11 protein-coding genes and 1 tRNA gene are annotated in these 15,831 nt (G+C 70.2%); 4 read left to right on the top strand and 8 right to left on the bottom strand.

The window, feature by feature from the left end:
* Positions 1-651, bottom strand: a 651-nt coding sequence (locus KILIM_RS20105) for an aconitase family protein (RefSeq protein WP_006594594.1), incomplete at its 3' end; no start/stop codon positions are given.
* Between the two features lie 280 nt (positions 652-931).
* On the opposite strand from KILIM_RS20105, the gene KILIM_RS20100 reads away from it, so the two are divergent.
* Positions 932-1,612 carry a GntR family transcriptional regulator gene (locus tag KILIM_RS20100; protein ID WP_006594593.1) on the top strand — a complete coding sequence of 227 codons (681 nt, stop codon included), beginning with the start codon at positions 932-934 and terminating at the stop codon, positions 1,610-1,612.
* Between the two features lie 486 nt (positions 1,613-2,098).
* Positions 2,099-2,950: a hypothetical protein gene (locus KILIM_RS20095; protein WP_006594592.1), complete on the top strand. Its 852-nt coding sequence runs from the start codon at positions 2,099-2,101 to the stop codon at positions 2,948-2,950.
* A 434-nt stretch (positions 2,951-3,384) separates the two neighbouring features.
* On the opposite strand, the gene KILIM_RS23555 is transcribed toward KILIM_RS20095, so the two are convergent.
* The 7 genes from KILIM_RS23555 to KILIM_RS20065 form a co-directional block, all read right to left on the bottom strand.
* Positions 3,385-3,915 (bottom strand): RICIN domain-containing protein, encoded by a 531-nt coding sequence (locus tag KILIM_RS23555; protein WP_217997143.1) that lies wholly within the window; start codon positions 3,913-3,915, stop codon positions 3,385-3,387.
* Between the two features lie 577 nt (positions 3,916-4,492).
* Positions 4,493-5,668 (bottom strand): ABC transporter permease, encoded by a 1,176-nt coding sequence (locus KILIM_RS20090; protein ID WP_169330779.1) that lies wholly within the window; start codon positions 5,666-5,668, stop codon positions 4,493-4,495.
* Between the two features lie 4 nt (positions 5,669-5,672).
* On the bottom strand, positions 5,673-6,347 hold the full coding sequence (locus tag KILIM_RS20085) for an ABC transporter ATP-binding protein (protein ID WP_006594589.1): 675 nt from the start codon (positions 6,345-6,347) through the stop codon (positions 5,673-5,675).
* Positions 6,344-7,105 (bottom strand): efflux RND transporter periplasmic adaptor subunit, encoded by a 762-nt coding sequence (locus KILIM_RS20080; RefSeq protein WP_157551853.1) that lies wholly within the window; start codon positions 7,103-7,105, stop codon positions 6,344-6,346. Before KILIM_RS20080 ends, KILIM_RS20085 begins: the two co-directional genes overlap by 4 nt.
* A gap of 347 nt (positions 7,106-7,452) precedes the next feature.
* The gene (locus KILIM_RS20075) at positions 7,453-8,304 is read right to left on the bottom strand and encodes a hypothetical protein (protein ID WP_157551852.1); all 852 of its coding nucleotides are present in this window, start codon (positions 8,302-8,304) and stop codon (positions 7,453-7,455) included.
* Positions 8,305-8,673: 369 nt separating this feature from the next.
* Positions 8,674-8,749, bottom strand: a tRNA-Arg gene (locus KILIM_RS20070).
* Between the two features lie 78 nt (positions 8,750-8,827).
* Positions 8,828-9,964 carry a MinD/ParA family ATP-binding protein gene (locus tag KILIM_RS20065; RefSeq protein WP_246308496.1) on the bottom strand — a complete coding sequence of 379 codons (1,137 nt, stop codon included), beginning with the start codon at positions 9,962-9,964 and terminating at the stop codon, positions 8,828-8,830.
* A gap of 328 nt (positions 9,965-10,292) precedes the next feature.
* Between KILIM_RS20065 and KILIM_RS20060 the strand changes: the two genes are divergently transcribed.
* Both KILIM_RS20060 and KILIM_RS20055 read left to right on the top strand, forming a co-directional pair.
* Positions 10,293-11,732, top strand: a complete 1,440-nt coding sequence (locus KILIM_RS20060; RefSeq protein WP_006594585.1) for a phosphodiester glycosidase family protein — start codon at positions 10,293-10,295, stop codon at positions 11,730-11,732.
* A 112-nt stretch (positions 11,733-11,844) separates the two neighbouring features.
* The coding region (locus KILIM_RS20055; protein ID WP_006594584.1) for a PDDEXK-like endonuclease domain-containing protein at positions 11,845-15,831 on the top strand (3,987 nt) is incomplete at its 3' end.

The raw sequence follows: 15,831 nt of genomic DNA, 5'->3' as shown, positions 1-15,831 counted from the left end.
AATGGGGGTGTGGCTGTCGGTGCCGAGCATGACGTCGGGCGCAGCCCACGTCGCGCCGTCGCGCTGCTGCGTGGTCACGACGGTGGCCAACTGCTCGAGGTTGATGGTGTGCATGATGCCGCTGCCCGGCGGGTTGAGCCGCACGGTCGGCATGACCTGCGCGGCCCACTTCAAGAAGGCGAAGCGCTCGGCGTTGCGCCGCATCTCGTGCCCGAGGTTCTGTGCGGCGGCGTCGGCGTGGCCGTACGCCTCGACGGCGGTCGAGTGGTCGATGGACACATCGACCGGTAGCAGCGGGCTCAGCGCCGCGGGGTCGTGGCCGGCCTCGGCCAGCGCGTCGCGCATGGCGGCGATGTCGACGAGGGCGGGGGTGCTCGTCGTGTCGTGCATGAGTAGGCGCCCGGGCGTGAGGTCAAGCTCGGCGTCGCCCGCGGCACCGTGTGGCCAGGCGCGAAGGGCGGCCAGCGCCCGGTCGGCCCGGTCGCCGGCTGCGGTGCGGGCGACGTTCTCGGCCAGGATCCGCAGCACGTAGGGGATGGCGTCGATGTGCTGGCCGAGCACGGCGGGCAGGTCGATGCGGGTGTACTCGCGGCCGCCGTGGCGCAACGGGGCGGTGGCCTGGCGGGCGTCGAGGGTGTGCGCGGTGGTCATGGCGCATCCTTCCGATGGGCAGCGCCGGCGGTGCAGCCGGCCTTGGCACCCTTCAATTCTGCTCGTTATAACCTATATCGTCAAGGCTCAATCTTGGCCAACTGGGGAAGCCAGGTGCACTCCAGGCGGTCTTGGCGACTCCGTCGCCGGTCAGGGCGTTGCGGCTTGTGTCGAAGAAGGGGTCGGGTCATGCTGAGGGTTTCCGCGAGTTATAGCCGACGCGGCGCAGGCGTCCCGGCCGTCCCGGGACGTCGGCCGGCCACAGCGATCAGAGGTGACGATGAGCCAGGCGACCGGCTCCCTGTTCGAAACCAAGAGCGACTTCGCCTACCGCCTGGTGCGCGATCGCATCCTGTCGGGGCAATTCGAGCCTGGGGCGGTCATGCAGCAGCGGGACCTGGCGGCCGAGCTCGGCATCAGCACGACACCCCTGCGGGAGGCGCTGCGCCGCCTCAAGAGCGAGGGGCTGGTGGAGCTCGACTCGCACCGCGACGCCCGCGTGACGCCGCTGCGGGCGGAAGAGGCCCGCGACCTGTTGGAGTTGCGTCGCGCCCTGGAGCCGGTGGCGGTGGGTCTGGCCGCCGACCGGCGCACGAGCGCGGACATCGAGGCGATGCGAGCGGCCTTGGCAGCCCTGGAGCCGCTGCCGGCAGACCCCTCGGTCGAGCAGTTGGTGCGGCATCGGGAGTTCCACGGAGCCCTCTACCGTGCCTCCCACAATCAGGCGATCATCGAGGCCCTCGACCAGCTCTGGGACAAACAGGACCGTTACCGGCGGCTTGCTCTTCAGACCGATCCGGACGCCCGAGTGCTGGTCGCCAAGGCGCAGGAACATCGAGACCTGCTCGACCACGTCGTCGCCGGTGATGCCGGAGCCGCGGCCGACCTCATGGCCCGCCACATCGAATCGAGCCACGGTGCGCACGCCCTGCGCCGCCTGGGCGGCGCCCAAGCTCGCTGATCGCCGTCCTCAAGCGGTGCGGCGCGGCCCACCCCCCGGCCTCGTCGGCTGGGCGCGGCGGACGTAGCGGATTCTCGACGTACTCGCGGACCCTGTCCGTCGGTGCCCAAGCGCCTGACCTGCACGTTGAGAAATCGGCCCGCGCCGAAGTACGTCAAGAATCCGCTACGTCCGCGCTGACCGGATACGCCCGACCGGACCGGGCGCCTGCGCCGCAGGCTCAACGCGTTGCTGTTCGCCGACCTGCGGTACTCGTGCGGGCAGTGACCGAACCACCCGGGTCCGGCGGGTCACGCTCGAGTGCGGGCGCTCCCCGCGCCTCGGTACTCCCGTGGTGACTGAGTGTTGGCACCCAATCGTGATCTGACTGTAAGGAACTGGCTATGACAGGGGAGTCTGTGCGGGCGTAGGTTCAGCGCGGGGAATCACGCCGGGCCGTTCGACAAGGGGTAGTTCGGTCGGCACCCCCTCAATGAGGAGGGTTCTATGTTTCTACGCCAGCGCACACTTGTGACGATCACGGCGGCGGGCCTGCTGGCCAGCGGTTTGACGGGGTTGTCGGGCACAGCGCACGCCGCGGTGAGCGGCCCGCCGGCCCGCGACGGGGACTACTCGCTGTCCTGTGAGGACGGCACGTCGGTGGCCCGCGCCACCACCCGCCACACGCGGGTGCAACTCGACGGCGGATCGATGGGCCGCAGTTCGAGTGTGAAGTCGAGGGCGCACACGTTGGGCCTGAAGGTCGTCACCAAGCGCTCCGAGAAGACCTACAAGGTCGACAACCCGTGCCGCGACCGTCGGGATCGGCAGCGGCCCGTGTCGGCGGCCAAGCCGACGTTCACCGACAAGTGCGGCGTCGAGAACGACAAGGTGCGCTTCGCCTGGACCAAGGGCGTCGACTACTACCTGAACGACAAGAAGGTCACGTCGTTCGACGCCGACCTCGCGGCCAAGCCCGGCGACAAGATCCGCGTCGAGACCTGGCGCGGCTACCGGCTCGCGCGCGACTCCTACCGCGGCGGAAACGTCGAGCTCAGCGACGTCCGGTGCGAGCGTCCGCGCCACCACCGCGTCGTCAAGGCCGTCGCCCCCAATGTCACCGACAAGTGTGGCGTCGACAAGGACACTGTGCGGTTCGCGTGGGCCAAGGGTGTCGACTACTACCTGAACGGCACCAAGGTGAACACCTTCGACAAGGAGCTGGCCGCCAAGCCCGGTGACCGCGTCGTCGTCGAGCCCTGGCGCGGCTACCGCCTCGCGCGCGACTCCTACCGTGGCGGCAACCTCGACCTGACCGACAAGCCCTGCGAGCCCAAGCGCGGCCACGGCCACCGCTGACCAGCGGGCGATCAAACAGAGCTGGCTCCGTCCCAATGCGGGACGGAGCCAGGTCTGCATTCTGAGTAGTGCCCCACGCAGGGACTCGAACCAGCGAGAACCGCTTTAGGAGCCTCGTCGGACCTGGCCGTCGGTAGCCCTTTCCGCGCGCTGAACTGGGCAGTTGCTTTTCGTTGGGTCGGAGGCGGAAGATGACTCTTCGCACTCAGACGTGGCGGTGTTCGTCGACGGCGAAGCGTCTCCGAGCTCCTTGATCTGGGGCGTCTTCGTCGTGCGCCAGCGGAGCCGAAGGCCGGCCAGCTGCGCGCGAAGCGCGCCTTCGAACCCGTAAGGAAAATCCTCACGATCTGACATGCAGGCGAGGTGGCGGCTTTGGTGAAACGCTCCGTCAACCTTCTGCGTTCGGAAAGTTGGACCGCACGCTCAAGTGCGAGCTAGCGTGCAGTCCATTTCTGGTAGGATCCGCCGTTACAATCAAGTGTGTAGACCTTCCTCCCGGCGTTGCTGTCTAGGCAGAAGCTTGTTGCGAGGTTCTTCAACACGCGCGCGCCATCCACATTCGAGACGCGCCAGCGCTGGTTGGAGCCACTGTTGCATTTGTGGGTGTAGACCTTCTTGCCGTCATTGCTATCTAAGCAGTAACCAGTGGCCAGGTTCTTGAAGGTGAAGATACTGCGTCCCGGTCGCTGAATTACTTGCCACTTCTGATATGAGCCCCCGTTGCAGGCGTGACTGTAGACCTGCTTCTTTGCATTGCTATCCAAGCAGAAGCCGGTCGCCGCGTTCTTGTAGGTGCGGTAGGTGGCGATGGGTCGGGCTGGCGCACCCGACGCCTTGCTGGCTGCCGAAGCCGAACTCGCGCTGGGTGCCGGCATGGCCGTCTCAACGGGTGCGAGCGAGGTGGACGGTACCGCCAGGGGAGCGGCGACTAATAGGGAGAGTAGCGCCATTTGGGACGTGAGCATAGATCCTCCAAAACGGTTGGGAGAGAAGGTAGTTAAAGCTACCGCCGTGAGCTGGGGCCAGCAAGGGTTGTGAGGTGAGAAGCGAGGGGCCAAATGTGTGACGTACCCCACGACCTGCGAGTCCATCGCCGAGGCCCTTCCCGAAACTTCGGATTACAACAGCTTTCGATTCGGGATCTCCGAAGAGTAGGCGGACTCTGGCGCCCTTTCCCACGCGGTCGGCGACGATGCCGAAGAAGTCGTCGAGGCTGTCGTGTTGGAAGTTGTCGGCGGAAGCCCAGAGGTCGATGTTCTCCTTGGCGTTGCGGCGACATCGAGCCGGCGCTGGGCGGGGATAGAGTTGCGGTTGGGGTGAAAGGCGGCGAACGTCCGTTTCGTCGCAGTCTCGACCTGGTGATCGGGTGTTGCCGCCGGCCATAAGTAGGGCTCGCCGAGGTGCAGCGCGGCGGCAACGCAGCAAAGTGCGTGGAGAGCGGCGTCAACCGACCCGGGCGCGTCGATGGGGAACTCGACCGCCGGTGATCCATCGCTCGACGGTGTTGATGTCGACCTTGACCGGGGGCGTGGTAGCCCGGATTCAGCGTCGGATGAAGGCGATGGGGTCGACGAGAGCGGCGCGGGCGCCGGCTGCTGCTCCGGCGAGGCCGCCGACGAGGCTGGCGCCGGTGACTGCGGCGATGGGGACCCAGGGCGCGATGTAGGCGGTGCCTGCGGTGGCAGTTGCGATGGTGGTGAGGCCGAGGGCTGCTGCGGTGAGGCCGAGGAGGCCACCGGTGAGTCCGATGATCGCGGAGTGGAGAAAGAGTTCGGTGAACAGTTGCCGGCTCGTGGCGCCGAGAGACTTCTTCAGCGCGTAGGTACCGAGCTTTTCGATGACCGACGAGTATTGGATGATGCCGACCATCAGTGCCCCGAGAAGGGCTGCGGAAAGGCCGATATAGCGGGTGCCGGAGAGGATGTCTTGTCCGATGAGGGCTACGGCTCCGCGGGCGTCCTCGACCGCTTGTGATTGGACGGCCTCTTCGTGGTGGGGTGCGAGGACCCGTGGGAGTGCTGCGGCGTATTTGGGTGCGCCGGCTGGGGGTGCGTAGCCGGAGAAGGTGACGCTTTCGGGCGGGCCGAAGGCTGCTGTGGAGGTCTCGTCGGAGACGACCACGGACAGGAGCAGGTCGGGGCGTGAGCTGCTGTCGGTGATGGTGCCGACGACGGTGACGTGGTGCCCGTCGATGGTGAGGGTCTCGCCGGGGCGGATGTTCTCGGTGCGGACCAGTCCTGATCCGACGAGGGCGGTGCGGGGGCTGCTGAACAGGAGAGGCCAGGGGCGGTCGGTGGTGATGTCGGTGCGGTCTTGGACGTCGGGGGTGAGGGCGACGACGGGCCAGGCCCGGACGGTGGTTGTTCCGTCGGGTCTTGCCCTTTGGACCTGGGGTTCGGACATGCGCCATGAGACGAATCCTTGGGCGAGGCCTAGGGAGTCGCCGGAGGCTGCGATGCCTCGGGGGTCGCGCAGTGTCGCGGGAAGCCGGTGCAGCTCGACAGTTGCTTCGACTTGGTTGGAGGATGCGGCGTCGAGGCGTTGGACGAGAGCGGCGTCGTTCATGCCTTGCATGCCAGCGAGCATGACGAAGGCGGCGACTCCGATCGCGACGCCGATGGCCGCCAGGAGCGCTTTGAACGGGCTACGAGCGATGGGACGCCATGCCTCGGCCAGGACGCTCCATGGGCCGGGGTTCCGCGCTCTGGTGACGGCCACCATGTCAGGGGGCCGGCGATTCGATGAGCGCGCCGGCCTCGACGGTCCATCGGCGCTGGGCGGCCAGGGCGACCTCGGGTGAGTGGGTGACGACGATGACCGTGGTTCCGCTGGTGTGGGCGGTGGCGAGGATGTCCATGACCAGCTGCGCGCTGGCGGGGTCGAGGCTGCCGGTGGGTTCGTCGCACAGGAGGAGGTCGGGCTTGGAGACCAGTGCTCTGGCGAGTGCGATGCGTTGGCGTTGCCCGCCGGAGAGTTCCAGGACCGAGGTGTCGGCGTATTCGTCTAGGCCGACGGCGCTCAGTTCCTCCAATGCGCGCTGGTTCCGGATTGGGCCGGGGACGCCGCGGTAGACGAGGGACAGGGCGACGTTGTCCAGGGTGGAGATGTCATCGATGAGGTAGAACTCCTGGAACACGAACGCGATGCGCCGGCGCGTGAGAGCTTCCTTGCCTCGGGATAGGTCTTCGAGGGTAACGCCGTCGAAGGTCCGCGTGCCGGTGGTGGGTCGGTCGACCATGCCGAGCAGGTTGAGCAGGGTGGTCTTGCCCGAGCCGCTGGCACCGCGGATGGAGATGTAGTCGCCGCGTTCGACGGTGAGATCGATGCCGTTGAGCACGTCACGCCCGTCCGGACGGTACCGCTTGGTCACCTGGTTCCAGGTGACGAGTGCTGTCACGGTCCCTCCACGACGACCGCGTCACCGACGGTGAGCTGTCCATCGATGGGGGATACGACGACGAGTCGCGAACTCGATAGCCCAGTGCGGACGGTGACCTCGCGGGAGATGTCGCCGTCGAGGACGTGGACGCACGCCGCGGCGCCGCAAGAGGTGAGGGCCGCTAGTGGGACGGCCAGGCTGGACGCAGGAGAGTCGGCGACGACGATTGTGGCGGAGATCGGCGCGTCGTCCGTCGAGGGTGATGGAAGGGTGATCTCGAGGCGGGACTGACCCGGGGGGACCGTGGCGGGGTCCTGACGCCCGTCGGCCGCCGGCTCCGCAGCATCGCCGGCGTTGGGGTCCGGCGCGGCTTGGGGTGCGCTGATCGCGTGAATCGTCCCTTGGACCTCCTTGCCGGAGGTCAACGTGACCGGGACCGTCTGCCCCTTGCGGAGAGCTGTTGCAGTGCTGGGGCTTGTGCCGCCTACGGCGATCTGCGTACCCGCGCTCAGGCTGATGAGTGGCTCGTTCGCCCCGACGGTGGCGCCAGCCGACGGCACCTGGGCCACGGTCGCCTGCGTGATACCGGCGGGGAGCATGACGACTTGGCGCCAGCCGACGACCTCGGCCGGATTGGCGCCGCTCCTGGCGAGTTTGTTCCAGGCATCGAGGGTGCTGCGGCCCAAAGTACCCGCAGGGTCGCTCACCTGCAGGCCGCAGGCCTTCAAGCCTGCCTGCAGGCCGGCGACATCCGTGCCTCTGTTCCCGACGCTCATGTCCCGAAACAGTGGTGTCGAGCCGTTCATGAGGACTATCGGGACGTCATTGACTGCGACCGGCGAGGTGCACACCCTCACGGGCTGACCCTCGGAGGCGTCGACGCGGGTCGCGACGTGGCGCGGTCCTTGCGCGGGGGAGGTCACCGTGGTGGTCCAGGCAGATGTCATGGCCAGCGGCACGTCGACCGTCTGAGTGACCTGGCCCTGGACGACCTTCGCGGTGACCGGCGGGACGTTCTCGGAGCGAGCCGCCTCGGGTGTCCCGACCGCTAGCCGGCCCGTGAGGAATCCCGCCGTGGCCGCTACCAGGCACGCGGCGACGCCTATCGCTGCCTGTGACCTCTTCATGGAGTCGTGGCCGTGGTTCCACCGGCGAGCACGATCGCACGGGCGCGTTCGACGGACTGCCTGCGTAGGAGGATGACTCCGGCAGCATCCAGACCCGAGGACGACTTCAACGTCGTCGCATTCTCTTGGAGAAGGCGCGCGCGCAGCTCGTGGATGCCCGTAGCGCGCTGGCACGCAGCATCAGCCGGGGCCAGTCGAGCCGCGTAGGCATCGGCCTCGGCTCGAGGGAGCAAACCGTACTGCCGCAACGCCTCGTCCAACCCGATGTCCGCCTGGGGGGAGACGTCGACGCCCTTGCGGGCCAGACACTGCTGCCAGTTCGTGACGACCGAGCGGTAGTCACTGCGCTGCATCAACGCGTTACGGGCTTTATCGCCGACGAGAAAAGCTGGCGCGTGATCAGAAACCAACGACGCCGGGACGCTGCCATAGATCTGCGCGCGTGCGTCGGCCAGGCACCCGTTCCCCCCGTCGGAGATGGTCGACCCGTCCGGGAACGTCACGGCGACCCGCTTCGAGGGATCACCGAAGAATGCCGCGTCCCACGCCTGACGCTGATCGCCGGTCAGCGCGTTCAGTCGTTCGGCATTGACGTCCTTGAGGTTGGTCTCCTTGGCGCTCTTGCTGATCTGGTACCCCTGCCGAAGCTGATCAGCTGTGGGGTCGCCGTTCGATTGAGCCCCACGCTGCTGCGTGGCTGTCGGCTGGTACGCCAGCCCCTGCTTCTTCATGCACTCACTCGCCAACACCTGGACCGACTGATCCAGGAAGAACTGCTCATCCGCCGTCAACGCAACCAGCGCCACACTCCCCGCGCCGCCTGAGGACGCCGGCAGAACCTGCGCCACCGTCTGAGTCACGGGCACTGTCTCGCTTGACTCCGGCGACCCACTTGCGCACCCGTTCATCAGCATCGCGAGCACGGCGGCAAGCGCCGGGAGCGTCATGCGACGCCCCCGGCCCTCGACCATCCAACCCGTCAGCACGCGGTGGTCCTCCAGTTGTTCGACTGCGCCAAACGCTGGCTCGTGTTGACTGCTTGATTCATGTTGAGACAAACGGCTCCACCAGCAGAATCCCCTCCGCTCGCACCCGGTATCGAGGGAATCAGAATCTCACCTCGACTCGGAGAGTCTCGTCAAGCGAGGGTAATGATTGAGTCAGGAATCGCAGGGCGGTGCTCGAGGCCTCGTGGAGTTGTGACCTGCGGTTTTGTGTGGTGCCCCCGGCAGGATTCGAACCTGCGACACCCGCTTTAGGAGAGCGGTGCTCTATCCCCTGAGCTACGAGGGCGTGGGGCCGTGCTGCCAGGGTAACCCGGAGGGCGCGGCCCCAACGTCGGCCTCCGATCGAGGATGGGCGGCCCGGCGCTCAGGCGTTCTGGGGCGCCTTCGCGGCGTCGTCGGTGTGCCTGTCATCGGCGGGGCGGTCGGTGCTGCGCCGAGCGCGCTCGGCGCGGGCGTAGGCGTCCTGCGAGCCGGCGGCCGAGGGGATGACCGGCGGCGTGCGCAGCGCCTTGTCGGCCAACGCCCCGCCGAGCACCGGCTCGGCCTCAGCGATCTCCTGGGCGGGGCGGTCGAAGCGCCGGGTGATCGCCTCGCCGATGTCGAGGAACGCCTCGCGCGTGTGCGGGCGCAGCAGGTCCCAGTCGAAGGTGCCACCGTCGGCCATGTGCGGGTCCGCCGGCACAACGACCAGGTCCGCCGCCTTACCCAGGTGCTCTAGCACCGCCTGCTTGTCGACGCTGCGGCTGACGATGTCCTTGGCCGTCAACACGCAGATGCTCGTGCGGGCCAGGTGCTCGAAGCCGTTGTTCTCCAGCCAGTCGATCGTCTCCGCGGCACGGCGCGCGCCGGTCACCGACCACGCCGCGGGCACCACGACCGTCGTCGCGTACTTGAGGATGCCGTGCATCAGCGGGTGCGTGACACCCGTGCCGCAGTCGACCTGAACATAGGAGTAGTAGCGCTGCACGACGCCGAGAATCTGCTCGAAGTCCGCCGAGCTCAGCGAGTCGCCGAGCACGGGGTTCGGCTCACCGGGCAGCACCGTCAGCCGACCCGCGGTCACCGTGAACTGCGACAAGTCCTCCAGCGAGCTGATCCGGTCGACGTTGCGGGACAGCGACGTGATGCCGGCCAGCTGCCGCCCCACGAGCCGCTCCGCCAGGTCACCGGCGTCCGGGTTGGCGTCGATCGCGAACACCGGGTCGGGTCGCAGATCGGCCAGCGCCACGGAGGTCGCGGCCGTCGTCGACGTCTTACTCACCCCGCCCTTGAGGCAGAAGAACGCCGTCACGTGCTTGCCGCGCAGCTGCGTCGCGATCTGGTCTTCGCGGTCGCGGTGTCGCTGCTCCTTCTCGCTGGGGCCGGGATTCCACAGCCCGCCGGTCGCCGAGTAGGCCATCGACCGCCACCCCATCCGCGGGCGGGTACGCCGGGGGCGCACCATCGGTCCCTCGGCAGGGATAGTACGGACGGACTTATTGGGGCGCTCGAGGTCGCTCATCAGCGGGTGAACCCTCCGGGGGCACAAGAGAATAGTTAATCGAGCCCACCTTTGCTGGGCGCTGCCGGTGAGTCAACTCACAACCGGACGAATGTCCACCAGGCGAGCGGGCGGGGTGTCCACTCCGCGGCCACGCCGCGACTACGGCGCGCCCCGGTGAACCCGGTGGCGCTCAACGATATTCGGCCCGGCCGCTGTGCCGCGGGCAGCTTCGGGCGATCAGGGCCTTGTCAGGGCCCCCTGCGGGCTACCCTCGACACTTGGTGCCGGGCCAGTCACGCCGGTGCTCCGACCGTCATCGCGCCGAACCCACGGATGGACCCGACCCATGACCGCACTGCGCCCCACCACCGACGACAAGCGCGCCCACGACAAGCGCGTCCAGTCGCACCGCGCATCGCACACCCCACCGCATCACCCGTCCCGCAGCCTGCCTCGGCTGACCATGGTCGGCGCCGTCGCGGCCGCCGTCGCCGCGCCGCTGATCGCGGCCCCGGCTCAGGCCCACAGCGGCGCCTCGGCAAGCACCGCCAGCACGGCAAGCACCGCCAGCAGTTTCGTGGCCGCCGGCGCTCCCGTCGCGGCGCTGCCCGCCGCACCCAGCCGCGACGAACTGCCCCTCGGCGACAAGGGATTGCCGGAGAAGCGGACGGTCACCGCCGTGGCGCCCGGCGTGGTGCGCCACTACATCGAGCGGGGCGAGACCACCGCCACCCCCGCGCGCATCGACCGCACCACGACCGGACCGTGGCGCGTCAACGCCATCACGATCGACCCCAAGCGCAGCAACCTCAAACTGCGCACCACCTACGGCCCGACGCTCATGGCGCCGGAGACGACCTCCGCGCTGTCCGCCTACGCCGGGGCGCGCGTCGCGATGAACGCCAGCTTCTTCAACATCAACGCCCCCGCGGGCCTGCGCGGCGACCCCGTCGGCCTGGCCGTCTCCGCGGGCACCGTCACCAGCGAACAGACCGGCACCGGCGCCGAACACAACGTGCTCATCGACGCCGACCGCGGCCGGCTGCGCATGGGGCAGTTCACGTGGCGCGGCTACGTGGAGGACCGTAAGACCGGCAAGCGCCGCACCCTCGCCGGCGTCAACCGCACCCCGCGGGTGCCGGCGGCCTGCACCGGCGAGAACCCCGACGCCGCCGCCTGCGCCGGCACCAAGGGCGAGCTCGTGCGCTTCTCACCGCGGTACGCCGCCGCCACCCCCGGCGGGCCCGGGGCGGAGGCCGTGTTCGGCCCCGACGGGTGCCTCGTGCGCGTCAGCTCGACCCGTGGAACTCGGCTGAGCAGCGCCCAGTTCTCCATCCAGGGCACGGGTGATCGCGCCGCGCAGATCCTGCGGGAGGCGCCGGGCAGCTGCGTCCGCTTCGACGAGGGCGTGTACACCTCCTCCGGGGAGAAGCTCGGGCTGAACAAGGACACCTACGGAGTCACCGGTCGCTACCGGCTGGTGCGCGACGGCAAAGTCATCAGCAACACCGGCACCGCCCAACTCTCCGGCCGCCACCCCCGCTCGATCATCGGCCGCAAGGCCGACGGGCGGATCATGCTCGTCACCATCGACGGGCGGCGCACCACGAGCGTCGGGGCCTCCCTCGTGGAGGCCGCTCGGGTCGCCCGCAGCCTCGGCATGGTCGACGCCGTCAACCTCGACGGGGGCGGCTCGACGACGATGGTCATCAACAACCGGGTGATCAACACGGTCTCGGGCAGCGCGCAGCGGGCCGTCGGCGACGCACTCGTGCTCAGCCGCTGAACCGGCTGGCCCCAGCCTGCTGCCAGGGCACGGCGCTGCCGCGCGCCGACTCGGAGCGGGTGCTGCGGCCGAGGTCGCGAGCGGTCTCGTGCGCGGACGATAGGATTCGCCGGTGAGCTCCACCCCCTCCCGCGACCGATCCGACTCCGCCGAGCGCACCGGCGGTCGGCAGCAGGAACCGCGCAGCGCGCAGACCCAGGAGTCGGTGGCGCGCGCCCTCAAGGGCTGGCAGCGGCGGCTCGTCGACGCCGGCGGGCCGAACACGCTGCTGTGGTTCGACGAGAACCCCGGCGGCTCCCTCGATCTGAGCACCGCGCACCCCGGTGGGGTGTCGATGCTCATGGCGGGCCGCGCGACCCGGTTGTCGGATCTCGTGCGGGAGCGCTCGGCGTTCGCGCACGCCCGGGAGCGCGCGGAGGCGATCCAGCACAAGACCGTCGAACTGGCCCAGGAGCGGGGCCTGTCGGCCGGGTTCATGGCGATCGGCATGGCCACGTGGAACGTCCCGGGGGCCCGGCGTGCGCCGTTGGCGCCGGTGTTGCTGCGAGGCTGCCGGCTGGCGCCCACCGACCCCAGCCACCGCGACTACGACATCGACCTGTCCGCGGCCGTGGAGATCAACCCGGTGCTGGCGCACTACCTCTCCTCCGAGCAGGGCATCGACATCGACCCGGAGGCGGTGGCGGCGCTCGCGCATTCGGCCCGCCGGTTCGACCCGATGCCGGTGTTCCGCGAGCTGACCCGCATGTGTCGTGGCGTGCCCGGCTTCCGCATCGCCGACCGCAAGATCGTCGCTCCGTTCTCCTACGCCAAGCTGCCGCTGGTCGCCGACCTCGTGGCGCACGGGTCGACCCTCGCGCAGAGCCGCCTCGTCGCGCAGCTAGCGGAGGCGAGTGGGGCGTTGGAGGCCGGCGCACTCAAGGCGGACCTCACGCCGGCGTCTGCGGCGCAGTCCCAGGAGCCGCAGCCGGTCACCGGGCGGGAGGTGCTCGTGCTGGGCACCGACCGCGCCCAGCGGCAGGTCGTCGCGGCGGTGCGCGCCGGGCGCGATGTCGCCCTGGATGCCCCGGCGGGCACCGGCCGCACCCAGACGGTCGCCACTGTCGCCGCCGCACTGGTCGCCGAGGGCAAGTCGGTGCTCGTCGTCAGCGAGGCCGCCAACCCCCTCGTCGACCTCGCCGAGCGGCTCACCGACCTGGGCCTGGAGCAGGTGCTCGTGCGTGTCGGCGAGGGCGGCCTCGACCGCGGGCAGGTGGCCGCCGCGGTCCGCGACGCGATCGACGACGCGCCCTCGACGCGCGAGCCGGATGTCGGGGAGGTCGCCGACGCCATCGGCGCCCGCCGCGTGCGCCTCGACGCCCATCGCGACGCGATGCACGAACTGCGTCAGCCCTGGGGGGTCAGCGTCTTCGACGGCCTGGCCGCCCTGGCCCGGCTGACCCGCCCGCGTCGCCCACCGACCTCCCGGGTTCGGCTGTCCGGCGACACCCTCAAGGCGCTGGATCCGGCCGCCGCCGCCCGCGCGGGCGAGCTGCTGACCAAGGCCGCGACGGCCGGCGCCTGGTCGGAGGACCGCCGCCGCGACCCCTGGTCCGGCGCCCGGATCACCGACGAGTCGGCCCGCGCTCGCGCGCTGCAGACCACCCAGGATCTCAGCGCGCACGAGCTGGAGGCCGATCGCGAGGCGCTGGACGGTCTCGTGGGTTCCGTGGGGCTGGCGCCCGCGCGGGTGCCCGCCGACTGGGGCACCGCGATCGGGCTGCTCGAGGGGGTGCGGGACACCCTGCAGGTGCTGCACCCCGAGGTGTTCTCCATCGACCTCCTACCGTTTCTCGGCGCGACCGGCGACGCCGACTACCGCGAGCGCAACGACCTGCGGCAGTCGTGGTGGAGCCGGTGGCGCCTGCGCCGACGCACCCGCGACTTCGTGCGCGACGGCGCGGCGATCGACGATCTGCACCTGGCGCTGGTGCGCGCCCACGAGCAGACCGTGACCTGGCGACGCCTGTCCGGCGGCGCGTCGACCCCGCGCGTGCCCAAAGAACTGGACCGGGGCCGCGAGCGCTGGAACGGGCTGGACGCCCAACTGCTCTGGCTCGCGCAGCGCCTCCCGGGCACCAGCGAGGGGGGCGACCTGCACGGCACTGCGCTGGAGGAGTTGCGGGCCCGGCTGGCCCGACTCGCCGGCCGCGGCGACCGGCTGGCGGTGCTGCCGCGGGTCGTGCCGATTCTCGATGAGCTCGCCGCGATGGGTCTGGGGCCGCTCGCCGACGACCTGGCCAACCGTCGGGTCGGCCCCGAGTTCACTGGCGCCGAAATGGAATTCGTGTGGTGGCGCTCGGTGCTCGACGAGGTGGCCCGCGACGACGAGCGGGTCGGTGGGCACGACGCGGTCAAGCTGCGGCAGGACGTCGGTGACTACGCCACCCTCGACACCGCCTGCCAGCGCACCAGCGTGGAGACCGTGTTGGCTCGCCATGCCCAGGCCACCCGCGCCGCGGCCGCCGAGCACCGCGAGCAGCTGCGCCTCGTGCAGGGCGAGGCGTCCCGCGCCTCCGGGCATCTGCCGGTCGACCGGCTGGTGCAGGGCGCCCCCGAGCTGGTGCTCGCCGCGCGGCCGGTCTGGCTGGCCAGCCCGCTCGTCGTCGCCTCGGCGCTGCCGCCCAAGGAGCTCTTCGACGTCGTCATCGTCGAGGACGCGGGTCGCCAGGACCCGGCGCATGTGGTCTCGGCGTTCGCCCGCGCCCGGCAGGTACTGATCGTCGGCGACTCGCGGCAGCTGTCGCCCCGACCGTTCACCACCAGCGTCGCCCGGCCGGGAGCTCCCGCGCCCAGCCACCAGGGGCAGCCGGCCGCGCCCGGGCTGCTCGACGTGCTCGGCCCGCACCTGGACCTGTTGACGCTGCGCCAGCATTACCGCGGGTTCGACGAGCGGCTCGTGGCGTTCGCCAACGACCACTTCTACGACGGTGCGGTGCAGGCGATGCCCGGAGCCGGATCGGCCGGCAGTCAGGCCGTGCGGCTCGTGCTCGTCGACCCGGGAGAGGACGAGGCCACCTCCGTCGTGCCCGGCGCCCGGGCCGGCTCCCGCGGCGCCGACCAGCCCCTGCCCGACCTGCGCGACGCCGAGGCCGACAAGGCCGTCGATCTCGTGCTCAACCACGCGGTCATGCGCCCCACCGAGAGCCTGGCCCTCGTCGGCGTCAGCACCGAACACGCGACCCGGCTGCGGGAGCGGCTGCGGGAGCGGCTCGACGCCGAGCGCGACCCGGATGTCGTCGACTTCTTCGACGAGCATCGCCGGGAGCCGGTGCTCGTCGTGCCGCTGGAGGAACTGGCGGGCTATTCGCGGGACGCGGTCATCCTCTCCGTCGGCATCGATCCGGTGTCGGCCGCGGGCGGCGACAGCCTCGGTGTGCTCTCCCGCGACGAGGGCGAACGGGCGCTGGCCGTGGCGCTCATGACGCCGCGGCGCCGCTTGACCGTGGTCTCCGCCGTGACCCCCGACGAACTGGACGGGCGGCTGCGCTCGCGGGGCGCGACCCTGCTGCGCGAGCTGCTGGAGTTCGCCGCTCGCGAAGGGCGGCCTGCGCTGCACGAGCGAGTCGAGGCCACCGTCGACTTCCGCGCCGACGCGCCCGACGCTGATGCCGGCGACGCCGCTGGTGTGGCAGACGGCGCCTCCGACGAGGGGGCTGCTGGCGCCGGCGGCGAGCCGGACGTGCTGGCCAAGGCCCCGGATCGTCCCGGATCCGACCCGGTGCTTGCGGAATTCGCGGTGCGACTGCGGCAGGAAGGGCTGGTCGTGCGCGAACGGTACGGCGAGGGCGGCCAGCCGATCGACCTCGTCGTCGAGGACCCGCACCACACCGGCCACGCCGTCGTCGCGGTCGAGTCCGACGGTCCCCGCTACGCCCGCACGGGCGACACCCGCGAGCGGGAGTTGCTGCGCGCGGCGCGTCTGCGCGAGCTGGGCTGGGAGTACGTCTCCGTGTGCAGCGCCGACATCTTCGCCGACCCCGTGCGCGATGTCGCGCGGGTGCTCGACGCCGTGCGCGCAGCCGACGCCCGCAGCTGGTCGACCCGGCCGCGGCCCCGC

Source organism: Kineosphaera limosa NBRC 100340, assembly GCF_000298215.1.
Taxonomy (GTDB): domain Bacteria; phylum Actinomycetota; class Actinomycetes; order Actinomycetales; family Dermatophilaceae; genus Kineosphaera; species Kineosphaera limosa.
Note: the sequence above shows the minus strand (reverse complement) of the source record. Positions and strands in the feature narration are given on the sequence as shown.

What these genes read in the sequence shown, in the direction of transcription:
- KILIM_RS20100 (WP_006594593.1), top strand. Translation starts at nt 932, where the DNA reads ATGAGCCAGGCGACCGGCTCCCTGTTCGAAACCAAGAGCGACTTCGCC.
- KILIM_RS20095 (WP_006594592.1), top strand. Translation starts at nt 2,099, where the DNA reads ATGTTTCTACGCCAGCGCACACTTGTGACGATCACGGCGGCGGGCCTG.
- KILIM_RS23555 (WP_217997143.1), bottom strand. Translation starts at nt 3,915, where the DNA reads ATGCTCACGTCCCAAATGGCGCTACTCTCCCTATTAGTCGCCGCTCCC.
- KILIM_RS20080 (WP_157551853.1), bottom strand. Translation starts at nt 7,105, where the DNA reads ATGAGCGTCGGGAACAGAGGCACGGATGTCGCCGGCCTGCAGGCAGGC.
- KILIM_RS20065 (WP_246308496.1), bottom strand. Translation starts at nt 9,964, where the DNA reads ATGAGCGACCTCGAGCGCCCCAATAAGTCCGTCCGTACTATCCCTGCC.
- KILIM_RS20060 (WP_006594585.1), top strand. Translation starts at nt 10,293, where the DNA reads ATGACCGCACTGCGCCCCACCACCGACGACAAGCGCGCCCACGACAAG.